This window comes from Geodermatophilus marinus (assembly GCF_003428645.1).
In the GTDB taxonomy this organism is placed as follows: Bacteria; Actinomycetota; Actinomycetes; order Mycobacteriales; family Geodermatophilaceae; genus Geodermatophilus.
Genome location: NZ_QVQH01000011.1, coordinates 65,645 through 85,961, shown reverse-complemented (window position 1 = coordinate 85,961; position 20,317 = coordinate 65,645). Strand labels below are relative to the sequence as shown.

21 protein-coding genes and 1 tRNA gene are annotated in these 20,317 nt (G+C 76.4%); 5 read left to right on the top strand and 17 right to left on the bottom strand.

Annotated elements, in window-relative coordinates:
* Window positions 1-231: 231 nt before the first annotated feature.
* From D0Z06_RS13855 to D0Z06_RS13840, 4 genes are all read right to left on the bottom strand, one after another.
* Window positions 232-304 (bottom strand) — tRNA-Ala (locus D0Z06_RS13855).
* Window positions 305-388: 84 nt separating this feature from the next.
* Entirely contained in the window at window positions 389-802 is a 414-nt protein-coding gene (locus tag D0Z06_RS13850) for a VOC family protein (RefSeq protein ID WP_199522313.1), read from the bottom strand.
* 20 nt (window positions 803-822) lie between these two features.
* Window positions 823-1,236: a helix-turn-helix domain-containing protein gene (locus D0Z06_RS13845; RefSeq protein WP_117378029.1), complete on the bottom strand. Its 414-nt coding sequence runs from the start codon at window positions 1,234-1,236 to the stop codon at window positions 823-825.
* 57 nt (window positions 1,237-1,293) lie between these two features.
* Entirely contained in the window at window positions 1,294-2,016 is a 723-nt protein-coding gene (locus D0Z06_RS13840) for a M23 family metallopeptidase (RefSeq protein WP_117378028.1), read from the bottom strand.
* 332 nt (window positions 2,017-2,348) lie between these two features.
* On the opposite strand from D0Z06_RS13840, the gene D0Z06_RS13835 reads away from it, so the two are divergent.
* Together D0Z06_RS13835 and D0Z06_RS13830 are read left to right on the top strand one after the other, a co-directional pair.
* Window positions 2,349-3,500 carry a CDP-glycerol glycerophosphotransferase family protein gene (locus D0Z06_RS13835; RefSeq protein WP_117378027.1) on the top strand — a complete coding sequence of 384 codons (1,152 nt, stop codon included), beginning with the start codon at window positions 2,349-2,351 and terminating at the stop codon, window positions 3,498-3,500.
* Window positions 3,497-4,339 (top strand): phosphocholine cytidylyltransferase family protein, encoded by an 843-nt coding sequence (locus D0Z06_RS13830; protein ID WP_117378026.1) that lies wholly within the window; start codon window positions 3,497-3,499, stop codon window positions 4,337-4,339. Before D0Z06_RS13835 ends, D0Z06_RS13830 begins: the two co-directional genes overlap by 4 nt.
* A 22-nt stretch (window positions 4,340-4,361) precedes the next feature.
* On the opposite strand, the gene D0Z06_RS13825 is transcribed toward D0Z06_RS13830, so the two are convergent.
* Genes D0Z06_RS13825 through D0Z06_RS13805 form a run of 5 tightly spaced genes read right to left on the bottom strand, consistent with a single transcriptional unit; the run spans window position 4,362 to window position 9,295 of the window.
* Window positions 4,362-5,432: a hypothetical protein gene (locus tag D0Z06_RS13825; protein WP_117378025.1), complete on the bottom strand. Its 1,071-nt coding sequence runs from the start codon at window positions 5,430-5,432 to the stop codon at window positions 4,362-4,364.
* Window positions 5,429-6,088: an SCO family protein gene (locus D0Z06_RS13820; protein ID WP_117378024.1), complete on the bottom strand. Its 660-nt coding sequence runs from the start codon at window positions 6,086-6,088 to the stop codon at window positions 5,429-5,431. The genes D0Z06_RS13825 and D0Z06_RS13820 overlap by 4 nt, the downstream gene beginning before the upstream one ends.
* Window positions 6,085-6,828 (bottom strand): YcnI family protein, encoded by a 744-nt coding sequence (locus tag D0Z06_RS13815; protein ID WP_117378023.1) that lies wholly within the window; start codon window positions 6,826-6,828, stop codon window positions 6,085-6,087. The genes D0Z06_RS13820 and D0Z06_RS13815 overlap by 4 nt, the downstream gene beginning before the upstream one ends.
* Window positions 6,829-6,857: 29 nt before the next feature.
* Window positions 6,858-8,651: a copper resistance CopC/CopD family protein gene (locus D0Z06_RS13810; RefSeq protein ID WP_117378022.1), complete on the bottom strand. Its 1,794-nt coding sequence runs from the start codon at window positions 8,649-8,651 to the stop codon at window positions 6,858-6,860.
* Window positions 8,648-9,295: a zf-HC2 domain-containing protein gene (locus tag D0Z06_RS13805; protein WP_117378021.1), complete on the bottom strand. Its 648-nt coding sequence runs from the start codon at window positions 9,293-9,295 to the stop codon at window positions 8,648-8,650. The genes D0Z06_RS13810 and D0Z06_RS13805 overlap by 4 nt, the downstream gene beginning before the upstream one ends.
* Before the next feature lie 85 nt (window positions 9,296-9,380).
* On the opposite strand from D0Z06_RS13805, the gene D0Z06_RS13800 reads away from it, so the two are divergent.
* Together D0Z06_RS13800 and D0Z06_RS13795 are read left to right on the top strand one after the other, a co-directional pair.
* Window positions 9,381-9,929 (top strand): sigma-70 family RNA polymerase sigma factor, encoded by a 549-nt coding sequence (locus D0Z06_RS13800; protein WP_117378020.1) that lies wholly within the window; start codon window positions 9,381-9,383, stop codon window positions 9,927-9,929.
* 273 nt (window positions 9,930-10,202) lie between these two features.
* Complete coding sequence (locus D0Z06_RS13795; protein WP_117378019.1) at window positions 10,203-11,219, top strand: sulfite exporter TauE/SafE family protein; 1,017 nt, start codon at window positions 10,203-10,205, stop codon at window positions 11,217-11,219.
* A 152-nt stretch (window positions 11,220-11,371) separates the two neighbouring features.
* Here D0Z06_RS13795 and D0Z06_RS13790 read toward each other — a convergent pair whose 3' ends face one another.
* The 5 genes from D0Z06_RS13790 to D0Z06_RS13770 all read right to left on the bottom strand — a co-directional run bounded on the left by D0Z06_RS13790 (window position 11,372) and on the right by D0Z06_RS13770 (window position 16,483).
* Window positions 11,372-12,352, bottom strand: a complete 981-nt coding sequence (locus D0Z06_RS13790; RefSeq protein ID WP_117378018.1) for an NAD-dependent epimerase/dehydratase family protein — start codon at window positions 12,350-12,352, stop codon at window positions 11,372-11,374.
* 129 nt (window positions 12,353-12,481) lie between these two features.
* Complete coding sequence (locus tag D0Z06_RS13785; protein WP_117378017.1) at window positions 12,482-12,970, bottom strand: DUF5994 family protein; 489 nt, start codon at window positions 12,968-12,970, stop codon at window positions 12,482-12,484.
* A 258-nt stretch (window positions 12,971-13,228) separates the two neighbouring features.
* Entirely contained in the window at window positions 13,229-15,118 is a 1,890-nt protein-coding gene (gene typA, locus D0Z06_RS13780; RefSeq protein WP_117378016.1) for a translational GTPase TypA, read from the bottom strand.
* A gap of 105 nt (window positions 15,119-15,223) precedes the next feature.
* The gene (locus D0Z06_RS13775; RefSeq protein WP_117378082.1) at window positions 15,224-15,574 is read right to left on the bottom strand and encodes a hypothetical protein; all 351 of its coding nucleotides are present in this window, start codon (window positions 15,572-15,574) and stop codon (window positions 15,224-15,226) included.
* Between the two features lie 342 nt (window positions 15,575-15,916).
* Window positions 15,917-16,483 (bottom strand): YceI family protein, encoded by a 567-nt coding sequence (locus tag D0Z06_RS13770; RefSeq protein ID WP_117378015.1) that lies wholly within the window; start codon window positions 16,481-16,483, stop codon window positions 15,917-15,919.
* 88 nt (window positions 16,484-16,571) lie between these two features.
* On the opposite strand from D0Z06_RS13770, the gene D0Z06_RS13765 reads away from it, so the two are divergent.
* Window positions 16,572-17,075: a MarR family winged helix-turn-helix transcriptional regulator gene (locus tag D0Z06_RS13765; protein WP_117378014.1), complete on the top strand. Its 504-nt coding sequence runs from the start codon at window positions 16,572-16,574 to the stop codon at window positions 17,073-17,075.
* 142 nt (window positions 17,076-17,217) lie between these two features.
* Here D0Z06_RS13765 and D0Z06_RS13760 read toward each other — a convergent pair whose 3' ends face one another.
* Genes D0Z06_RS13760 through D0Z06_RS13750 form a run of 3 tightly spaced genes read right to left on the bottom strand, consistent with a single transcriptional unit; the run spans window position 17,218 to window position 20,317 of the window.
* Window positions 17,218-18,102: an enoyl-CoA hydratase-related protein gene (locus tag D0Z06_RS13760; RefSeq protein WP_117378013.1), complete on the bottom strand. Its 885-nt coding sequence runs from the start codon at window positions 18,100-18,102 to the stop codon at window positions 17,218-17,220.
* On the bottom strand, window positions 18,099-19,091 hold the full coding sequence (locus D0Z06_RS13755) for an acyl-CoA dehydrogenase (RefSeq protein ID WP_117378012.1): 993 nt from the start codon (window positions 19,089-19,091) through the stop codon (window positions 18,099-18,101). The genes D0Z06_RS13760 and D0Z06_RS13755 overlap by 4 nt, the downstream gene beginning before the upstream one ends.
* A complete protein-coding gene (locus tag D0Z06_RS13750; protein WP_117378011.1) occupies window positions 19,088-20,317 on the bottom strand; it encodes an acyl-CoA dehydrogenase family protein in 1,230 nt (409 codons plus the stop codon). The genes D0Z06_RS13755 and D0Z06_RS13750 overlap by 4 nt, the downstream gene beginning before the upstream one ends.

Sequence of the window (20,317 nt, the reverse complement as noted above, 5' to 3'; positions counted from 1 at the left end):
CTGCTGCTCGTGGAGGGCGCCCACCCCGGGTCGTCATGGAGGTGCTCGGCCACGCACGGATGCGCACGACGACGGACACCTACGGCCACGTCATGCCGGCCCGCGGTCGCGACGCCGCGGACCGCATGGGCACGGCGCTGTGGGAGTGGTCCGGCACCCCATCAGCTCCGGTGGCCACCGGACACGACCAAGGCCGCTCTCCCGGAGGGAGAACGGCCTTGGTCGTCGGGGTGGAGCTGAGGGGACTCGAACCCCTGACCCCCACACTGCCAGTGTGGTGCGCTACCAGCTGCGCCACAGCCCCGTGCTCGCCGGCCCGGTGCGAACCCCGAGCCGCCAGCAACTGTACAGGGCCGTGCGCGCCCCCCGGGGCGGGGGGTCCGGCGGGTCAGCCCTCCTTGAGCTGCGCGATGCGGACGTGGTTGCCGAACGGGTCCCGCAGGCCGAAGTCGATCCCGTAGGACTGCTCGGTCGGCTCCTCGGTGAGCTCGACCCCGCGCGCCCGGAGCTCGGCGTGCACCGCGTGGGCGTCGTCGACGGCGAAGAAGAGGTGGCCGCCCGCCGCCCCCTTCGTGACCAGGTCGCGGACCTGCACGGCGGTCTCCTCGCTCATCGCCGGCGGGCTCGGCTGCTCGAGCAGGATCTTGTGGTCGGGGTCGCCGGGGACGCGGACGGTCAGCCACCGCATGAACCCCAGGTCGACGTCGGTGTCCACCTCGAGGCCGAGCTTGCCGACGTAGAAGTCGAGCGCCCGGTCCTGGTCGAGGACGTAGATGCCGGAGATGTTCAGTCGCTTCATCATGGGCAGCACGCTAGGGACGGTCATGGCGGCGGCGCTTCTCCGAAACTGCTCGGTCGCAGCCAGGCCCGCGCGAAGCAGGAGGGGACGGGGCCGATCGGCCCGCGGCGGCGGTAGGCCGACGGTGGCTCCCCGACGATGTCGCGGAAGACCCGGCTGAACGTGCCCAGGCTGGTGAAGCCGACGTCCATGCAGATGTCGGTCACCGAGCGGTCGGTCGTCCGGAGCAGGAACATCGCGCGCTCCACCCGCCGCCGCTGCAGGTAGCGGTGCGGCGTCTCGCCGAAGACGGCCCGGAAGCTGCGGATGAAGTGCGCCTCGGAGACCAGCGCGATCCGGGCCAGGGCCGGGACGTCGAGCGGCTCGGCGAAGCGCCGGTCCATCGCGTCCCGGGCGCGCAGCAGCCGGCGGTTGGCGTCCTCGGTGGCCGGCCCCACGGCGGCATCCCACCACGGCGGGCGGCCGACCGGGGGCGGGGACCGGCCGTGGCGGGCTCACACCTCGACGCCGCGCGCCTCCAGCCACGGGATCGGGTCGACCCGCTCGCCACCGACGCCGCCCTCGTGCACCTCGAAGTGCAGGTGCGGGCCGGTGGACTGCCCGCGGTTGCCCAGCAGGGCGATCGTCTCCCCCGCCTGCACGTACTGCCCCGGCTCGACGAGGATCTCGTCCATGTGGCCGTAGACGGTGACGTCGCCGTCGTCGTGGAGCAGGTAGACGGCCAGGCCGAACCCGCTGGCCGCCCCGGCCCGCAGCACGACCCCGTCGACCGCCGCGTACTCGGGGGTGCGCATCGGGGCGGCGAGGTCGATGCCGTGGTGGAAGGTCCCCCACCGGGCCCCGAAGCCGCTGGTCAGCCGGGCCCCGTCGACGGGGAGCACGGCCTTGGGCCGGGCTGCCTCGCGGGCGGCCTCGGCGGCCGCCGCCTCGGCCTCCGCTCGGGCCGCCCGGGAGGCGGCGACCTCGGCCAGGCGGGCCTGGGCCTCGGCCACGGTGATGGCCGCCTGCGGCAGCAGCGGCAGCTCGTCGTCGCCGGTGAGCAGCTCCTGCTGCGCGGCGAGGACCGAGGTCGGCCCCGCGGCCGCCTCGGAGGCCCCGGCCCCCCCGGTCACCCCGGCGACGAGCCCGCCGGCGACGAGCGCGGCGAGCAGGAAGGGCACCCGGCGGGCGAGCGGCACACCGGTCACCCGGGTGGTCGCGCGACGCCGTCCAGCCATGCACCTGCCCCGTCTCGTGGGAGGACGTCCGTTCGCGCCCGGTCCGGTGGCCGATCCAAACACTGCGTGACCGACCTGTGACCGGCAGTCCGGCGTGTCGGATCGGGACGCGCCGACCCGGCACCCCGGCCGCCCCACCGGCCACACCCGCCCCACGGCGTCGGCCGCTGTGATCCGCGTCCCCCGGGTCGACGGCCCCGGCCTCCGCCGTGTAGTCATGACACCGACACCCGCACCACCCGACGACCCCGGTCCCGACGACGCCGGCCCGGGCGGGTCGACCAGCGCGTGAGGGGGACCGACCGCACCGACGACGCCGAGGGTGGTGCCGCATGCCGACCGCACCGGGTCCCACCGGGGCGCGGGTCCGCCGCGAGCCGCCCCACCACGTCGTCTGGTCCTGCTTCCGCGGTCTCTACGGCGACAACCCGCGCGCCCTCCACGAGGGGTGGCCGAGCCGTGGCGTGCCCGCCCGCCACACGTGGCTGTGCCTCCCCGAGACCGTCGGCACGGTGCCCGCCGGGGTCACCCCGGTCCTGTACCGCACCCCCGAGGCCCGGGCCGCCCTGGAGTCCGCCGACGTCGTGGTCGCCAACGACTGCCTCTCCATGGAGTGGGACAAGCAGCCGGGCACCTTCTACCTGCAGACCTGGCACGGCACCCCGCTCAAGCGCATCCACCACGACGTGCAGCCGGCCCGGCCCGGCTGGCTGGACGCCGCGGACCGGGACGTCGCCCGCTGGGACCTGCTGCTGTCGCCCAACCCCGTCTCGACCGCCCGGTTGCGCGGCGCCTTCGGCTACACCGGAGAGGTCGCCGAGACCGGCTACCCGCGCAACGACGCCCTCAGCGCGCCGGACCGCGACGCCGTCCGGGCACGCGTCCGGGCCCGGCTCGGCATCCCCGACGGCGTCACCGCCGTCCTCTACGCCCCGACCTGGCGCGACGACCTGGTGCTCGACCGGGCCGGGGACGCGCCGGACTTCGAGCTGCCCGTCGACCTCGCCGACTTCGCCGGCCGGCTCGGCGGCGACCACGTGCTGCTGGTGCGGTTGCACAACATCGTCTCCGGCCGGCTGGCCGTCCCGCCCGGCCTGCCCGTCGTGGACGTCACCGACGACACCGACACCGCGGGGCTCTACCTGGCCGCCGACGTGCTCGTCACCGACTACTCCTCGGCGATGTTCGACTTCGCGGTGACCGGCAGGCCGATCCTGCTGTTCCCCTACGACCTCGAGCGCTACCGGGACTCGCTGCGCGGGTTCTACGACGACCTCGAGGAGATCGCCCCGGGCCCGCTGCTGCGCACCAGCGCGGAGCTGGTCGGGGCGATCCGAACCGTGACCGAGCACTCCGCGCGTTGGGCCGGCGCATACGCGCGCTTCCGCGACACTTTCTGCTCCCTCGAGGACGGGCACGCGACCGACCGCGTGCTCGACCTCCTGTTCGGCACCCGGCCGACGACTCCACCAGGAAGGGGATGACCGTGCGGACCCACGACCGAGCCTCGACGAGCGCTCCGCGAGATCTGGCCCGCCCCGCGGCGCCCCGGCTGCTGCACCCACCGGTGCAGGTGGTGATCCTCGCGGCCGGCATGGGCACCCGGCTGGGCCGGCCCCACCCCAAGCCGCTGACCCCGCTGCACGACGGGCGGAGCATCCTGCAGCGCCAGCTCGACGTGCTCGACGCGGTGCTCGGCCCCGGCGTCGACGTGACCGTCGTGGTCGGGTTCGAGGCCGAGCGGGTGATGCGGGCGGTGCCGCAGGTCCGCTTCGCCTACAACCCGCAGTTCGCCGTCACCAACACCTCGCAGAGCCTGCTGCGCGGGCTGCGCAGCTCCCGCGACGGCGGCGTGCTGTGGTTCAACGGTGACGTCGTCTTCGAGGCGGGCGCGCTCGACCAGGCGCTGCCGGCCCTGCGCGCCGACGAGAGCTTCGTCTGCGTGGACACCTCCACCGTCGCCGACGAGGAGGTCAAGTACACCCTCGACGCGGAGGGCTTCATCGCCGGGCTGTCCAAGACCGTGGCGGGCGGGCTCGGCGAGGCGGTCGGCATCAACTACGTCTCCGCCGCCGACAAGCCGGTGCTCGTCGAGCACCTGGCCGCCTGCGGCGCCCAGGACTACTTCGAGCGCGGCATGGAGACCGCGATCGCCACCGAGGGCCTGCGTTTCCGGCCGCTGGACATCTCCCGGTTCCCCGCCGTCGAGGTCGACTTCGAGACCGACCTGGTGCGGGCCAACGAGCTGCTCGCGGCCCGCGCGCGGCTGCAGGCCCTGACGGGGGACATGGCCGGGGACGCGGCCGCGACCGTCACCGCCTGACCCACCGCCGCCGGCCGCCCGCTCAGCCCACGGGCTGCGGGTCGCCGGCCGGCTCGGTCCGCCGGCCGGTCTCCCGGAACCGCCGCCCCGCCGCGAGGCCACCGAGCACCAGCCCGGCCCCGAGGGCGACCAGCACGGCGACGGCCGCCCGGGCCGGCAGCGCCGGCCCGGCGGCGAGCACGTGCGCGGTCCACAGGACGTCGACGTCCGGCAGCCCCTGCACGAGCAGCAGCCACCCGAGGACGACGGCGAGCAGGCCCACCAGCGACCCGCGACCTCGGCGCGCCGCCCACAGCCCCAGGCCGGCCACGGCCAGGGCGGTGAGCGCCGGCAGCAACGCCGACGCGATCGCCCCGGCGTGCGAGGCGACGCTCGCCGGCGGCTCCGGGGTGGCCAGCGCGTGGTAGAGGGCTGCGACGCCCCCGAGCAGCAGGAGGGCGCCCAGCGGCCGGGGCGTGCGGGCGACCAGCCCGGCGGCCGTCCCGGCCAGGGCGAGCAGCGCGTACGCCGGCCACACCAACCAGGCCGGGGGCGGCGGGCTCCAGGTGAGCTCCCCGCGCACGGCCAGCGGCGTGCCGCCGTGGCTCATCGGCACCAGCCACTCGACGACCAGGTGCTGCCGGGTGGGGTCGGCGGCGACCGCCGGGGGCAGCACCCCCTCGCTCATCCAGTGGGTGCGGTGGTCGTGCCACACGTAGGCCGGCTGCGTGGAGACCTGCTGCCAGTCCGGCGCGGCGTCCGGGTCGGCGGAGGGCGGCAGCGCCGTGCGGCCGAACCGATCGAGGTTGATGTAGGTGGCCGGGCTGTTGGCGTTGCGCCAGACGCCGTCCGGGCCGATGCGCAGGTAGGGCTCGTCGGAGTAGCCGGGCACCTCGACCTCGGCGGCGGTGCGGTTGACCACCTCCAACTCGTCGCCGGAGGAGAGCACCCGCACCGACACCCCGGGCACGGCCGGCTCGACCGACAGCACCCGCGCGTCGAAGTCGCTGCCCGCGGCTCCCCCGCCCACGTGCGCGGTGGCCGGCCCGGCGAGGAGCAGGGCGGCTCCCGCGGCGAGGACGACGACCAGCAGGCGGGCCGCCGCGCGGATCACCCGCCCGCCACCTGGGTCAGGTCGGCGGCGATGTCGCGGCTGGTGTTGCCGGCGTCGAAGGCCACGTGCGCCTGGTCGTCGGCGCCGTACAGCAGCAGCAGCGAGGAGTGCAGCCGGCCCTGGTCCTCGGCCAGCGGCACGCCCGCGGCCAGCTGGGCCTGGTCGATCGCCCGCTGGTCGCCGGTGAGGCCGGTGAAGGGCACCGGCAGGTCGGCGTCGAAGCGGTCCAGGTACCCGCCGAGCACCTCGGGGGTGTCGGTGGCCGGGTCGGTGGTGACGAACACCACCTGCACCTGCTCGGCCAGCGCGGGGTCCACGCCGCGCAGCGCGACCGCGACGTCGGCCATCGTCGTGGGGCAGATGTCGGGGCAGTTCGTGTAGCCGAAGAACAGCAGCGTCGGCCGGCCGGCGGTGGCGGCCCGGAAGTCGTAGGGCTGCCCCGCGCCGTCGGTCAGCGTGAAGGAGGGCCGCTGGTAGGGGTCGGGCAGGTCGATGCCGGCGAAGCGGTCCTCGGGGCCCTCGACGACCGCGGCACCACCCGAGTGGTCGTGGCCGGCGGCGGTCCCCTCGTCGGCGGCGGCACCGCCGCAGCCGGCCACGGCGAGGCCGGCCGCGAGGGCCAGGGCGGCGGTCCGGCTGCGGCGGTGCGAGCTCACGAGGACACGGTACGACGCCCGGCGCGCCAGCCCAGGAACGCACCGGCGGCGCCGAGCAGCAGCGCGACGACGGCGAGCACTAGGGCCACGGTCCCGGTGCCGCCGTCGTCGGACGCCGACGCGGCCTCCTGCACGGCCGGCTCGGCGGCACCGTCGCCGGCCGCGGCGGCGTCCCCCCCGTGCCCGCCGGTGCCCCCGGTCAGGGCCAGCACGGGCGCCGGCCGGTCCGGCTCGGCCTGCCCGTCGACGGTGGGCTCGATCCAGGCCGCCTCGGTGCCGTCGCTGTAGACCTGCACGGCCGGGAAGGTGAGCGAGGTCGCATCGGGCAGCGGGCCGCCGGAGAGGGCGAACTCCTGGAACTGGCCGGGCTGGATGCCGGCGCCGTCCTCGGCGCGGAACTCGACCACGGACACGTAGGAGGTGATCTCCCGGCCGTGGCTCTCCAGCGGCTCGGCCGGCTCGGAGGTGGTGAGCGTGGCGGTCCAGCCGGGCACCGGCTGCACCCGCAGCGAGGCCATGGCCGACTCCTCGGGGATCGAGATGCGCAGCGCCACGGTGCCGGCGGTGTCGCTCTCGTTGGGCACCCGGAAGGTCAGCTTCCCGTACCCGCCCGGGGCGGCGTCGGCCGAGGACACGGTGACGTGCGCGGCGGCGGCGCCGGCGCCGGCCAGCAGCGCGGTGAGCACCGCGAGCAGGACGACGCCCAGCCGGGCGAGCGGTCGGGTTCGGGACGAGGACACGGTTCTCCTGTTCGTCGTGCGGGGCCCGGTCAGCGGACCGGGAGCGTGGTGGTCGCGGTGCCGGCGGTGAACTCGTCGAACCGCACGGTGACCGCGAGGGTCCAGGTGCCGGCGCCCGGGACGGTCATCCCGTCGCCGACGTAGTGGCCGGGCCCGGCCGGGGCGAGGTCGACCTCCAGCGGGCCGATCTCCTGGGCGGGCTCGGCGAGGGTGACCCGGATGCCGGCCGGCTGGGTCAGCCGGCCGGCCTCGTCGAAGAGGTAGAGGTGCAGCGTGTTGGGGCCCACCGCGGCGGGGTCCACCGAGACCTGCAGGCTGCCGGCGGCGCCGGCGGAGGTCTTCACGGGCAGGGTGACGTCGACCGGCTGCGCCACCGCGGACCGGGCCGGCGGTGTGCCGACCAGCACTGAGGTGACGGCGAGCACGACGACCGCGACGCCGAGCTCCACCAGCACCGAGCGGCGCAGCGCCGGGCGCTCGGCGACGGCGGCCTCGGCCAGCTGCCCGGCGCGGGCCTCCGCGGCGGAGGTCACCGCCGGGTCGGCGCCCGCGGTGGCGGCGACGGCCTGCGCGGGGACCCGGCGGCGGCCGGCGGGGCGGGGCCGGGCGACGCCCAGGTGCTGCTGGACCCACACCCGGGACACCCCCGCGGCGGCCAGCAGGAGCAGGACCAGCGCCACCTTGGCCAGCAGCAGCCAGCCGTAGGTGGTCGACACCAGCGCCGCCGGGGAGCCGACCTCGCGGACCGCCTGGACCACGCCGGTCACCACCAGCGCCGTCACCGAGGCCGATGCCAGCCGGGAGAACGGGGGCAGCGCGGCGGCGAGGTCGGCGGCCGGCGCACCGGCGCGCAGGACGCCGGCCACCAGCGCGGCCAGGCCGCCCAGCCACACCGCCATGGCCGCGACGTGCACGGCCGCGGCGGCGACCGCGAGCACGGGCCAGGGCCCGGCGACCGGGTGCCCGACGGCGGCGGTGGCCAGGACCAGCGCGCCGGCGAGCACGCCGGCGACGACCACCTGCGGCCGTTCCGGCGAACGGCCGGCCTGCCAGGCCGGTCGCAGCACGACGAGCACCGCGGCGGCCAGCACCGCTCGGACCAGCAGGGCGCTCCCGGTCTGCGAAGCGAGCGTGGCCCGCAGCAGCGCGGGGTCGAGAACGGAGCCCGGACCGCTGCCGGCCGCGTAGGGCCCCTGCAGCAGGAGGGCGAGCAGCGCCGAGCCCGCGGTGACCGCCAGCCCGGCGGTGGCCAGGGCCCGCAGCCGCGGCGACGCCCAGCCGGCCGGCCACCCCGCGAGCAGCAGCACGGGGATCCCGAGGCCGAGGGCCAGCCCGGCGAAGCCGAGCCAGCGGGTCAGGGGCAGGGCCGCCGCCACGACGGGGTCGGTGTCCCCGCCGGCCGCGGCGGCGCCGGCCGGGACGAGCTCGCCGTCCCCCACCGCGAACGACCACGCCCCGGACACCGGGTGCGAGTCGGCCGACACCACCCGGTAGGTGACCAGGTAGCCGTCGTCCTCCAGGTCGCCGCGCAGGGGGATGACGACCGTGCCGCCCTCGACGGTGGCGGTGCCGGTGTCCACCCGGTCGCCGGCGGAGTCGAGCACCCGCGCGTAGCCGGCACCGAGCCCCACGCCCTCGGTGAACGTGAGCGTGACGCGCTCGGGGGCGGCCTCCAGGCGGGCCCCCTCCCCCGGGTCGGTGGCGACCAGCTCGGCGTGCGCCGCGGCCGGCCCGGCGGTGGCGACGCCGGCGAGCAGCCAGCCCGCGAGGAAGAGCAGCAGCAGCGCGGGCCGGGGCCGGGCGGGGGCGGTGCGGGGTGTCATGCGGCCACCCGGTCCCGGGCCAGCGCCGGGAGGGCGCGCGACCGGCGGCGCCGGCGCCAGGCGATGGTCGCCACCAGGGAGAGCCCGGCCAGCAGCAGCAGGTGGGCGACGGCGCGGTCGGCGTGCACGTGGCCGGCCCGCAGGTCCGCGACCGTCAGCGTGGCGAGGAGGGCGGTGAAGGTGCCGAGGAAGGGCAGGGTGCCCGGCGCCAGGCGGGGGGCGGCCGCGACGGCGAGCAGGGCGGCGGCCACGCCGAGGTTCCAGGCCCCGGTCTCGTGGGCCAGGTGCACCGGGGCGCTCATGGCACCTGCCCCGCTGGTCAGCGCCGGCCACGCCCAGGCCGCCTGCGCGACCCCCACCGCCAGCAGCGCCAGGCGGAGCGCCGAGGTGACCAGCCGGGACCGGGCGGCCACCCGGGCACCGGGCAGCGTCCGCGGCAGCGCGGCGAGCACCTCCCGGGTGAGGTCGGGCACCGGTGGCGCCGGGGCCAGCCGCGCCCGCCGGGTGACCAGCTCCGTCCGCTCGGCCCACCCTGCGCACGCGGCGCACCCGGCCAGGTGGCGGTCGAGCTCGGCGGGGTCGACCCCGGGCGGCTCGCCGTCGAGCCGTGCGGAGAAAGCCTCGCGGCATGCGGGACACTGCATACCGCAGTAGTCGTCGGGGGCGCCCGGCTGGTTCCCCCCTTCTCAGGGATGTCCGCGCGCCCCCCGCCCGGGGAGGATGCGGAACATGGACGAGCTGGAGCGGCTGGCCGCCGACGCCGCCGGCGGGGACCCGCTCGCGGCGGCGGCGCTGGTGCGCGCCACCCAGTCCGACGTGTGGCGGCTGTGCGCGGCGCTGGGGGACCGCCAGTCGGCCGACGACCTCACCCAGGAGACCTACGCCCGGGCCTTCGCCGCGCTGCACCGGTTCGAGGGGCGGTCCTCGCTGCGCACCTGGCTGCTCGCCATCGCCCGTCGGGTGTGCGCCGACGCGATCCGCGCGCGCCGCCGGCGGCGGCTGACCCTGGTCCGCGACGACGCCGACCTCGAGGCCCTCGGCCCGGCCGGCGCCGGCGACGGGGTGGCCGAGGGCGCGGCGGTCGGCGACCTGCTCGCCCGGCTCGCCCCCGACCGCCGGGAGGCCTTCGTCCTCACCCAGCTGCTGGGCCTGCCCTATGCCGAGGCCGCCGAGGTGGCCGGGTGCCCGGTCGGCACGATCCGCTCCCGGGTGGCGCGCGCCCGCGCCGACCTGGTCGCGGCCCTCGGCGAGGAGGAGGCCGGGTCGGCGAGGGCGTGAACCGGCCACCCTGATGTCGGCCACCCCGCCCGGAGGGCGTCCCGCTGTGCGGGATCCCCGAGGCGCATATCCCGATCGATCTGGTAGACATTCCGCCGTGGCGGCGACGACGGTGCTCCTGGTGGGGCGGATCCACGTCGACCTGCTGCGCGTCTGCACCGCCTGCTGTCCGGGCCGCTGACCTCCCGCGCGCGCCGCGCGCCCCCGTCAGACCCCTCGCCGTGCTGCGCCCTGCCGCGCGCCCGCGGCCCTCCCCGGATCCGGAGACGCACCGTGAAGACCCTCGTCCTGCTCGCCCTCGTGGGCCTGGGCGCGCAGCTCGTGGACGGCAGCCTGGGCATGGCCTACGGCGTCACGTCGACCACGCTGCTCCTGGCCCTCGGCACCAACCCGGCCGCGGCGTCGGCCACCATCCACCTCGCCGAGATCGGCACGACCCTCGCCTCGGGGCTGTCGCACTGGAAGTTCGGCAACGTCGACTGGCGGGTGGTCGCCAAGGTCGGCGTCCCCGGCGCGGCCGGTGCGTTCCTCGGCGCAACGGTGCTCTCGAACCTGTCCACCGCGGTCGCCGCCCCGGTCATGTCGCTGATCCTGCTCTCCCTCGGGGTCTACCTGCTGGTCCGCTTCACCCTGCGCGGGGTGGACCGCCGGCACCTCGGCAAGCCGGTCCGCAAGCGCTTCCTGGGCCCGCTGGGGCTGGTCGCCGGGTTCGTCGACGCGACCGGCGGGGGTGGCTGGGGGCCCGTCGGCACCCCGGCCCTGCTGGCCAGCGGCCGGATGGAGCCGCGCAAGGTCATCGGCTCGATCGACACCTCGGAGTTCCTGGTGGCCCTCGCGGCCAGCCTGGGCTTCCTGGTCGCGCTCGGCTCGCAGGGGATCGACGTCCTGTGGGTGCTCGGCCTGCTGGCCGGCGGGCTGGTCGCCGCGCCGATCGCCGCGTGGCTGGTGCGGCACGTGCCGCCGCGGATGCTGGGCTCGCTGGTCGGCGGTGTCATCGTGCTGACCAACACCCGCACCCTGCTGCGCAGCGAGTGGGTGGACGCCGGGGACGCGGTGCGCTACCCGGTCTACGCGCTGCTCGTGCTGGTCTGGGTCGCCGCGGTGGTGCACTCCTTCCGCGAGTACCGCAAGGACCGTGCGCTGGAGTCGGCCGACGCGCTGGCCGCCGACGCCGCCCGGGTGCACGACGGGGCCCGGGTGCGCGACGAGATCGAGCTGCCGGCCGACGCCGCCGACGCCGCCGACCTCGGCCGGGTGTCCTCCGGCCGGCCCAGCGCCCCCCGCGACTAACGGGCCTCGACCGCGTCCTGGCTCACGGTCGCCGTAGAAGGACCCCGTCCTCCCCACCCCTCGCTCCGCTCGGGGCGGTGCCCTGGACGGGGCCGTGGTGAGCCAGGACCGGCGATGACCAGCTCAGCTGATCATCGGAGGGCAGCGCCCCGTCAGCGGACCGCGAGCAGGACCGCCTCCAGCTCCCGCGGCAGGCCCGGGCGGGGCAGCCCGTGCGGCGGCTCGGGCAGGGCGTCGACCGTCTGCAGCCACGCCCAGGTGTCGGCCACCGTCTCCCGCAGCGGGCGGCTGGGCAGGCCGAGCTCGCGGGCGCGGGTGGTGTCGACGTCCCACGCCGTCCGCGCCGTCTCCCGCGGCAGCCACAGCGGCAGGTGCACCCACGGCTCGACCCCGGCGGCGAGCAGCTCCTCCTCGGGCACCGGCACCCACCGGGCGTCCCCGCCGGTGACCTCGCGGCACAGCTCCAGCAGCCCGCCGAGCGTGGTCATCCCGGCCGGGCCGGTCGCGTTGACCGCCCCGGCCCGCCCGGCGGCGGCCGCGTCGACCAGCCAGCCGGCCAGGTCGCGCGCGTCGACGGCGGCGATCGGCTGGTCCAGCGCGTCCGGGACGACGACCGGCCCACCGGCCGCGATCCGGCGCAGCCACCAGCCCAGCCGGTCCACGTCGTCGAAGGGGCCCGCGATCAGCCCGGCGCGGGCGGTGAGGAAGCGCCCGGGGTGCGCCGCGGCGAGCACCCGTTCCGCCTCGGCCTTGACCGGGCCGTACTCCTCGGCGTCGCTCTCCCAGGTCGGCTCGCCGTCCTCGGGGCCGATCGGCCCGGGCGGCCAGCCGGCGTAGGCGTTCAGGCTGCTGACGAACGCGTAGCCGCGGACGTCGCCCAGCGCCGCGGCGGCGTTGCGGGCGGCCGCCCGCGACTGGCAGGAGGTGTCGACGACGGCCTCGGGCGCCCAGCCCCCGAGCGCCGCCGGCAGCGCCGCCGGGTCGTCGCGGTCGCCGTGCAGCGCGCGGGCACCGGCGGGCGGGGCGCCCGAGACGCCCCGCGTGAAGGTCGCCACCTCGTGCCCGCGGTCCAGCGCCGCCGCGACGACGTGCCGGCCGAGGAAGTGGGTGCCGCCGAGGACGAGCAGTCGCATGGGAGCACCCCAGCCGAGCACCCGCCCCGCCGTCCAGCCGGTTCGCCGACGGCGCAAGGCCGGCCCCGGCGGCCCCTCCCGGGCACCGCCCCGAGCGGAGCGAGGGGTGGGGAGGAGGGGGGTCCTCCTTCAGACCGCCCGGGAGTCCACCTGCGCGACGACGTGCGGGACGGGCGAGGTGCGCGCGGCCGCGAGCACCAGCTGCGGCGAGCGCGGCAGGTTGCGGCGGGTGCACAGGCGCAGCGCCCGCGACCCGGTGATGACGTCGGTCTCCGGCGGGACGACGAGGAGGTTGCCGCGCCGGTTGCCGCCGGCCCAGCTCAGGCACACCAGGTTGGGGTCCATGCTGCGGAACCCGCCGGTGCGCACCACCCGGCCGTTGACGACCACCTTGCGCGGCGCGGGCAGCCACGGCTCGATGGGGTGGGTGAACCGCTCCACCCGGATCCCGTGCCGCTCCAGGGCCGCCACGAGCTCGGGGACCTCGACGGCGAGGTCGCGGCTGCGGGGGAACCAGGCCCCGTCGAAGGCCGCCTCCCCGGCACCCGCATCGCTGCGCACGCTCACCCGGACGTCGATCCCGCCGCGGAAACCGCCCGGCACCTGCGCACTGCTCATCGAGGTCCGCCCTCTCCTTCTCCGCTCCCGGGGCCGCGGGGAGACGACCCCGACCCGACCGTAGGCGGGCGGCACCGGGGCGCCCGGCGAGCCGGGGACGGGCGGGTCGGCGGCCTCCGGCTCGTCATCACCACCGGTCACGGTCTGGTCACGACGCCCCGGCCGGTCGGCGGCCGGCCAGCGCGCGGCTCGAGGACCGCGCTGCCGTCGTGACGGCGACTCCCCGGCCTCCCGGCGGGCGTGCGAGAAGGCCCTCCCTCAGACCTTGGGCTTCCGGTTGCGGGACTTGGCCCGCTCCGTCTGGTCGAGGACCACCTTGCGGACGCGGACGGCGGCCGGGGTGACCTCGACGCACTCGTCCTCGGCGCAGAACTCCAGGGCCTGCTCCAGGTTCAGGATCCGCGGCGGCACCAGGCGCTCGAGCTCCTCCGCGGTCGAGGACCGCATGTTGGTGAGCTTCTTCTCCTTGGTGATGTTGACGTCCATGTCGTCGGGCCGGGAGTTCTCACCGACGATCATGCCCTCGTACACCTCGGTGCCGGGCGCCACCATCAGGGAGCCGCGCTCCTGCAGCGAGAACATCGCGTACGACGTCGCCACGCCCTGCCGGTCGGCCACGAGCGAGCCGGTCGGCCGCGCGCGCATGTCACCGGTCCAGGGCTCGTAGCCCTCGAGGTTGTGGTTGAGGACGCCGGTCCCGCGGGTCTCGGTGAGGAACTCGGTCCGGAAGCCGATCAGCCCGCGCGAGGGGACGACGTACTCCATCCGCGCCCAGCCGGTGTCGTGGTGGACCAGGTTCTCCATGCGGCCGCGGCGGGTGGCCAGCGCCTGGGTCAGCGTGCCGACGTACTCGCCGGGGGTGTCGATGGTGACCCGCTCGACCGGCTCGTGCAGCTTCCCGTCGATCTCCTTGGTGACGACGGTCGGCCGGCCGACGGTGAGCTCGAACTCCTCGCGGCGCAGCTGCTCGACGAGGATCGCCAGTGCCAGCTCGCCGCGGCCCTGCATCTCCCAGGTGTCGGGGCGCTCGGTGGGCAGCATCCGCACGCTGACGTTGCCGACCAGCTCCTGGTCGAGCCGGTTCTTGATGAGGCGGGCGGTGAGCTTCTTGCCCGCGCGGCCGGAGATCGGCGAGGTGTTGATGCCGATGGTGATGGAGATCGACGGCTCGTCGACGGTGAGCGGCGGCAGCGGCCGCGGGTCGTTGGGGTCGGCGAGGGTGTCGCCGATCATGATGTCCTCGATGCCGGCGATGGCGACCAGGTCGCCGGGGCCGGCGCTCTCGGCCGGGGTCCGGGTGAGGCCCTCGGTGACCAGCAGCTCGGTGATCTTGACCCGCGAGACCGACCCGTCGGTCTTGCACCAGGCCACCTGCTGCCCGCTCTTCATCGTCCCCGAGTGGATGCGCAGCAGCGCCAGCCGGCCGAGGTACGGGGAGGCGTCGAGGTTGGTGACCTGCGCGCGCAGGGGCTCCTCGGCGTCGTAGGTCGGCGCCGGGATCGTCTCGAGCAGGGTCGCGACCAGCGGGGCGAGGTCGGGGCTGTCGGGGCTGGTGCCGTCGGCCGGCCGGGTGAGGGAGGCCTGCCCGGTCTTGCCGTTGGAGTAGACGATCGGGAACTCGAGGGCCTCGGGGTCCATGCCGTTGTCCTCGAGCAGCTCCATGAACAGCTCGTAGGTCTCGTCGACCACCTCGGCGATGCGGGCGTCGGACCGGTCGGTCTTGTTGACCACGAGGATCACCGGCAGCCGCTTGGCCAGCGCCTTGCGCAGCACGAAGCGGGTCTGCGGCAGCGGGCCCTCGGAGGAGTCGACCAGGAGGACGACGCCGTCCACCATCGACAGCCCGCGCTCGACCTCGCCGCCGAAGTCGGCGTGGCCGGGGGTGTCGACGATGTTGACCGTCACGGGGTTGCCGTCGGCGTCGGCGAGCCGGATGGCGGTGTTCTTGGCCAGGATGGTGATGCCGCGCTCGCGCTCGAGGTCCATCGAGTCCATGACCCGGTCCTGCGTCGAGTCGTTGTCCGTGCCCTCGCCCTTGGCGCGGCCGAGCGCCCCGGCCTGGCGGAGGAGGGCGTCGACCAGCGTGGTCTTGCCGTGGTCGACGTGGGCGATGATCGCCACGTTGCGCAGGTCGTCGCGGGTGGGCATGCGGAAGGGCACCTCAGGAGGTCTCGGTGGGTCGGCGCGCCCGACTCGTCCACGGGGCGCCCAGACACCAGGGGTAACGGCCGCCGGCCCGGCGACCTTCCCAACCTACGCGCCGGCGCCCGGACGGGGACGGTCCGCGACGGCCCAGGTGACCCCCGCGGCGGCGATCGTGACCAGACTCACCGCCAGCCAGGCCGCCATCCCCATCCCGAGGGCGAGGACGTGGGCGAGCACGAAGGCGCCGACGTACAGGGCGCCCAGGCCGAGCGCAACGGCCCACCCGCGTCGCTGCACCCACAGCCAGGCCGCGGCCAGCCCGCCCAGGGCGAAGACCGCGCCGCCGAGCGCCCGGACGCCGGTGCCCTGCGCGACCCCGAACCCGGCGGCCAGGCCGACGGCGACGAGGACGGCGGAGGGGAACCGGGTGCGGGCACGGGTCAGCGTCGAGGTCGTCATGGCGCCAGTGTCCCCGCGCGGGCTCAGGCGGTGGCCGCCTCGACCGCGGCGCGCAGCCCCTCGGCGGTGCACGGCGCGGACGGCGGTGTCCGGGTCCGGCAGCTCCAGCGCGCCGGCCACCGGGAGCACACCGCCCAGCACCAGGCGCGCCGCGGTCGCCAGCCAGGGCAGCGGGGACCTCTCCACGCCATCGTGGTCGTCCGGGACGGGCCGGGAGTCCCCGGGCGGGCCCCTGGGACCCCGTGCGCCACCCGCCCCGGGCGCGCCAGGGCCCCGGGCGCGGTGCCCGGGGCCCTGGTGGCGTACGGGGACGGCCGCCCAGCGGAGGAGGGCGGTCCTGCCTCAGGCGGTGCGCAGCACGGCCTCGATCTCCAGCTCGATGGCGACCTTGTCGCCGACGACGACGCCGCCGCCGTCCATCGGCATCTTGATGTCGACCCCGAAGTCGTTGCGGTTGATCTCGGTGCGGGCGGAGAAGCCGGCGCGGTAGCCGCCGTAGGCGTCGGCGCCGAAGCCGTTGAGCTCGAGGGCGAGGGTCACCGGGCGGGTGCGGCCCTTGAGGGTCAGCTCGCCGTCGACGAACCAGTCCCCGCCCTCGGCGCGCACGCCGGTGGACCGGAAGGTCATCCGCGGGTGGTTCTCGACGTCGAAGAAGTCGGCCGAGCGGATGTGCGCGTCGCGCTGCTCCTGCCGGGTGTCGATCGAGGCCAGCTCGACGACGGCGGTGACGCCGTTCCGGGCCGGGTCCTCGGCGGTGACGATCTCGCCGCCGAACTCGCGGAAGTAGCCGCGGACCTTGCTGACCATCATGTGGCGCACCGAGAAGCCGACCGTCGAGTGGCTCGCGTCGATGTCCCAGGTGCCGGCGACGTAGCCGGGGATCTGCGTGGCGGAGAGGGTGCTGGTCACGGTGACCTCCAGGTAGTTGAGCGCTTGACCTTCTGCGCAGACGGTAGCGTAGTTGAAGACTTGAGTATTCCGCCAGTACTCTCAACGCATGAGTTCGCACGCGTCCCCGGGCCCCGACGCCCCCGGCTCCCCCACGGGGGAGCCCCGCTGGCTGGACGCCGAGGAGCAGAAGGCGTGGCGCGCGTGGCTCTACAGCACCCTGCTGCTGCAGGACCGGCTGGACCGCGAGCTCTCCCACGGCACCGGCATCTCGCACGCCTACTACGAGATCCTGGTCCAGCTGTCGGAGACGCCGGGCCGCATGATGCGCATGAGCGAGCTCGCCGACCGGTGCCTGTCCTCCCGCAGCCGGCTCTCGCACGCGGTCTCCCGGCTGGAGGAGCGCGGCTGGGTCCGGCGGCAGGTCTGCCCGGAGGACGGCCGCGGGCAGCTCGCCGTCCTCACCGACGAGGGCTTCGCCGCGCTCGAGGCCGCCGCCCCGGTGCACGTGGAGAGCGTGCGCGCCCACCTGTTCGACCAGCTGACCCCCGCGCAGGTCGCGGCCATGCGGGACCTCGGGGAGACCCTGCTGCGCCACCTCTCCCCGCGCTGAGCCGCACGGGGCGGCCGAGCAGCGGCGGGCCGAGCAGGACCTCGGTCTCCTCCGGCAGCACGTCCCGCACCCGCCGGTCGCCGCCCTCGCCCGAGGTGAGCGGGGTGGATCCGTCAGTGTGACGCCGACGGATCCACTCCGCTCACGGCCCGGCGTCCTCCGGCGCGGCCGGCCAGCGCGGGACGCCGGCGACCGAGCCCTCCCCCAGCCGGGCGGCGAACCGGGGCGGGCGCTTCTCGAGGAAGGAGGTCACGCCCTCGACGGCGTCCGGGCCGGCGCCCAGCTCGGCCAGCGCCCGCGACTCGGCCCGGTGTGCGTCCCACGGGGACGGCGCCCCGAGCATCGACCACAGCAGCTGCCGGGCCGCACCGACGGCGATGCCGGAGGTGTTCTCGGCGATCTCCCGGGCCAGGCCCAGCGCCGTCGGCAGCAGCTCGTCGTCGGGCACCACCCGGGAGACCAGCCGGCCGCGGAGGGCCTCGGCGGCGTCGAACACCCGGCCGGTGGCCACCCACTCGACCGCCTGGCTGATGCCGACCACCCGGGGCAGGAACCACGTCGAGGCGGCCTCCGGCACGATGCCGCGGCGGGCGAAGACGAAGCCGAACCGGGCCGACTCGGCGGCGATCCGCACGTCCATCGGCAGCGTGATCGTCGCCCCGATGCCCACCGCCGGACCGTTGACCGCGGCGATGACCGGCTTGCGCAGCGCCGCGAACGGCAGGGACGCGATGCCGCCCCAGTCCCGCGGCACGCCGTCGATCGTGCCGCGCGGCACGGGGTCGGGCCGGGCGCCGCGGTCCCGGAAGGTGCCGCCCCCGCCGCCGAGGTCGGCGCCGGCGCAGAACGCCCGGCCGGCACCGGTCACCACGACCACCCGGACGTCGTCGTCGGCGTCGGCCTGCCGGGCCGCGGCCGCGAACTCGGCGGCCATGACCGGGGTGAAGGCGTTGAGCGACTCCGGGCGGGACAGGGTGATCGTGGCGATCCCGTCGGCGACCTCGTAGCGCAGCTGGGTGGGGGTCACGCGAGCGAGCCGGCCACCGCGAGCCGGGCCACCGCGTCGAGGTGCTCGGCGGCGTCCCCGAGCAGCAGCCGGTCGACCTTCGCGCGGCGCCAGTACAGGTGCGCGTCGTGCTCCCAGGTGAACCCGATCCCGCCGTGCACCTGGATGCAGGTCTCGGCGGCGCGCTCGACGACCTCGGCCGCCCACGCCTTCGCCGCCGAGGCCGCCAGCGGCAGCTCGTCCGGCGCGGCGTCGGCCGCCCACGCCGCCCACCACACCAGCGAGCGCAGCTGGTCCACCCCGACCCAGGCGTCGACCAGCATGTGCTTGACCGACTGGTAGGAGCCGATCCGCCGGCCGAAGGCCTCCCGCTCCTGCGCGTAGCCCACCGCCATCTGCACGCAGCGGTCGGCCGCGCCGAGCCCCTCCGCGGCCAGGACGGTGGCAGCGACCTGCCGTGCCCGCTCCCACAGCGCCGTCGCGTCCTCGGTCAGCACCCGCCGCGTGGTCATCCGCACCGAGGCCAGCCCACGGGTGGCGTCCAGGGGCGCGCCGGAGGTGGCCTCGCCCTCGCCGGCGACGAGCGCGCCGGAGTCGTCCAGGGCGAGGAACAGCGTCGCCCCGGCGGCGTCCAGCGACGGCGCGGAGCCGTCGACCGACCCGTCGAGCACGGCGAGCGCCGCCGAGCCGTCGGCCAGCTGCCCGGCGAGGTCGGGGTGGTCGGCGAGCAGCACCGCCGCCCGGGCCGCGGTGACCAGCGAGGGGCCGGCCAGCACGGCGCCGCCCTGCTCGGCGACGACGGCCAGGTCGAGCACCGAGCCGCCCGCGCCACCGGCCGCCTCCGGGACGGTGATGCCCAGGAAGCCGATGTCGGCCAGCGCCTTGTGCCCGGGGGCGACCGCACCGCCCTCCAGCGCGGCGCGGGCGGCGGCGGCCGAGGCCTGCCCGCGGTAGAACTCGCGGGCGCCGGCCGCCGCGTCGCGCTGGTCCGGTCCGAGGTCGAAGTTCACCGGGCACCCCCTGCGGGCCGGCCCGAGAAGGGCGCCGCCTTGTCCGAGCGCGGTTCCGGCGGCAGGCCCAGCACCCGCTCGCCGAGGATGTTGCGCAGCACCTGGTCGGTGCCGCCGGCGATGGCCAGGCCCGGCAGGTAGCCGTTGGTGCGCTGCCAGGAGTCGTCGCCGTCGGCGGCCGCCGCGTAGACCGCGTCGTCGCCGAGCAGCCGCACGCCGGCGTCGGCCACCAGCTTCGCCGCCGCGGTGCCGGCGAGCTTGCCGGCGCTGGCCTCCGGGCCGGGCACGCCGCCCTGGCTGAGCACGGTGAACCTCCGGTAGCCGGTGTAGCGGGTGGCCAGCGAGGCCACCACGGCCCGGCCCACCGCCTGGCGGGCCAGCACCTGCCGGTCGGGGTCGAGCCGGGGCAGCCGCTCGCGGGCGTGCCGGACCAGGGTCTCCACCGGCAGGCCCAGGTCGCCGCCCGCGCCGCCGATCGCCACCCGCTCGTTCATCAGCGTGGTGAGGGCGACCCGCCAGCCCTCGCCGGGCTCGCCGAGCCGCTCGGCGTCCGGGATGCGGACGTCGTCGAAGAAGACCTCGTTGAAGCCCGCCGAGCCGACCATCTGCCGCAGCGGGCGCACGGTCACCCCGGGGGCGTGCATGTCGACGACGAACATCGTCAGGCCGGCGTGCTTCGGTGTGTCCGGGTCGGTGCGGGTGAGCAGGATGCCGAAGTCGGCGACGTGGGCCAGCGTCGTCCACACCTTCTGGCCGTTGACCACCCAGTCGCCGCCGTCCCGGACGGCGGTGGTGCGCAGCGCGGCGAGGTCCGAGCCGGACGCCGGCTCGCTGAACAGCTGGCACCACACGTCGTCGGCCCGCAGCAGCCGGACGAGGTAACGGGCGCGCTGCTCGTCGCTGCCGTGTGCGATGACGGTGGGGCCGCACATGCCGATGCCGATGTGGTTGATCAGCGTCGGGACGCCGGCCCGGGCCAGCTCCTGCTGCACGATCGCCTGCTGGACCAGCGTGCCGCCCTGGCCGCCGTACTCCCGCGGCCAGGTGACGCCGACGAGGCCGGCCTCGGCCAGCACCCGCTGGGTGCGCCGCAGCTCGGCCTCGTGGGTGCCGGCGTCCACCCGGTCGCCGGCGCCGACGTGCAGCAGGTCCCCGGCGGCGCGTTCCAGCCGGGCCCGGACGTCGGCCCGGTAGGCCGCCTCGTCGGGGGTGTCGTCGAAGTCCAC